The organism is Cetobacterium sp. ZWU0022 (assembly GCF_000800875.1).
Taxonomy (GTDB): Bacteria; Fusobacteriota; Fusobacteriia; order Fusobacteriales; family Fusobacteriaceae; genus Cetobacterium_A.
In genome coordinates this window covers 1-2,117 of record NZ_JRJZ01000116.1, presented here as the reverse complement: position 1 = coordinate 2,117, position 2,117 = coordinate 1, and the positions used below count along the sequence as shown (strand labels likewise).

Annotated in this window: 1 protein-coding gene and 1 pseudogene; one reads left to right on the top strand and one right to left on the bottom strand. The window is 33.4% G+C overall.

Annotated elements, in window-relative coordinates; all coding sequences use genetic code 11:
- The coding region (locus L988_RS09090; protein WP_047383620.1) for a sodium-dependent transporter at positions 1–1,337 on the bottom strand (1,337 nt) is incomplete at its 3' end.
- 417 nt (positions 1,338–1,754) lie between these two features.
- Between L988_RS09090 and L988_RS09085 the strand changes: the two are divergent.
- Positions 1,755–2,117 (top strand): annotated as a pseudogene (locus L988_RS09085) (hypothetical protein); the annotation flags it as partial.

The following is a 2,117-nucleotide window of genomic DNA, read 5'->3' as shown; positions in this document are numbered from 1 at the left end:
CCTTTTCCAGCCACTCCGATTGCTCCAAGTAAAATTAGTGATAACAGTTGAATTCCTAAGTATTTAACTCCAATCATCCAAGCTGAGAACAGTGGGAATGAAATCTCTCCATTGTTTGTAATCTCATTTTTAAGATCCTCTTTATCCCAAACAAATCCAATGAATACACAAAGCAGTAACCCTCCAACTGGAAGTAAAATATTATCTGTTAAGTATCCTAAGAAATCAAAGAAGTTCATTCCAAAGAATACATTTAATTCCGCCATTGGTCCAAACGAGTGTGAGTTTGGAATTGCAAATCCTGCTATTAAAGCACTTACTAAAACTGTAGCTTTCTTTCTATCTAACTTCATTTGATCCACAACAAACGATACTACAACCTCTAATAAAGAGATAGTTGATGTAAGTGCAGCAAATAAAACTAGTAGGAAGAATATGATTCCAAAGATATTACCAAAAGGCATTGAAGCAAATACTTTTGGTAAAGTTATAAAGATTAATCCTGGTCCAGCTGTTGGCTCTAAACCGAATGAGAAAACTGCTGGTAGGATGGCAAGTCCTGCTAATAAAGCAATCAGTGTATCTAGCACTGGGATACAGAACGCACTTTTTACAAGGTTCGTATCCTTAGGTAAGTAACTACCATAAGTTATCATGGCACCCATACCTAAACTTAGTGAGAAAAATACCTGTCCTAAAGCTGCAATTACAACTGAAGGAGTTATCTGTGAGAAATCAGGCTTAAGGAAATATTTAATTCCTTCCATGGCATTTGGAAGAGTTACTGATCTTGCTACAATAACTAACATAAATATAAACAACACAGGCATCATTATTTTACTTGCTTTTTCAATTCCACCAGATACACCTTTTAAAACAATTAATGCCGTTACAATTACTACAATGAAGCTATATATTATAGGTGAAGTTCCAGACGAAATAAAGTTTCCGAATGTCGTCACTGGATCCTCTGTTAATCCCCCTCTAATAAACATACCGATATATTTTACAATCCACCCAGCGATAACTACATAGTACGAGTAGATAATGAAACAACATAAAATTCCAAATATTCCTACGAATCCCCAACCTTTTTTAATATTGTTATATGAACCAAAGGCATCTGATTTTCCTCTTCTACCTATAGCCATCTCTCCTAGCATTAAAGAGAATCCTAATATTACTATTAGTGATAGATAAACTAGCACAAACGCTCCTCCACCATTCTTTCCTGCTAAGTAAGGAAACTTCCATAAATTTCCAAGTCCTATAGCTGATCCTGCAGCTGCTAATACAAATCCTACACTTGATCCCCAATTACCTCTTTCGTTACTCATAATTATCACCGTCCTTTTTGAAAATTAATTTTTATTTTTAAGAATAATAACACATAAAAAAATAAAATACAACAGTTTTTTTACTAAAATTTAGTACTTTTGTTCTTTGTAAAAGAACTTTAATAAAATAAAATACTTTAGTACTAAAAATAAAGACATTTTAACTGTCTTTTTACAGTTGACACTTTGCACAATTCTGTAGTATACTATCACTAATAAAACGGAGCCTAAGGCCGATGGCGAAGATGTTTGTAATATATGAAGTGTTGTGAAGCTGCCATAACAATACGCTAACTTAAACTTATTTTTGAAAATTTAAGTATTTAGCTATTTAGGCATACCCTTCGGTATGCCTTTTATTTTTTGAAATATATTACTTCTTTTAGGCGTACATAATTTTTTAGGAGGAAATTTACAATGAAGAAAAAAATCAGAATACCTGATACCTATGTCATTATCTTTTTCGTAGTTATTTTCGCTGCTATACTGACGTATCTTATACCAGTTGGAAGCTTTACTATGGAAAAAATTCAATATGCTACTGAAGCTGGTATGAAAACTAGAACAGTTCCTGTTCCTGGAAGTTTCGCTTATGCTTTGGATGAGTTTGGAAAACCGCTTATCAAAGGTGTTCCTATATTTGCTGCTGGTGGAGATATGAGTATAACTAACTATATCTTCGAAGGACTTGTTAGTGGAGATAAATGGGGAACTGCTGTTGGAATTATCGCTTTCATTCTGATTACAGGTGGAGCTTTCGGTATTATTTTAAAAACTAAA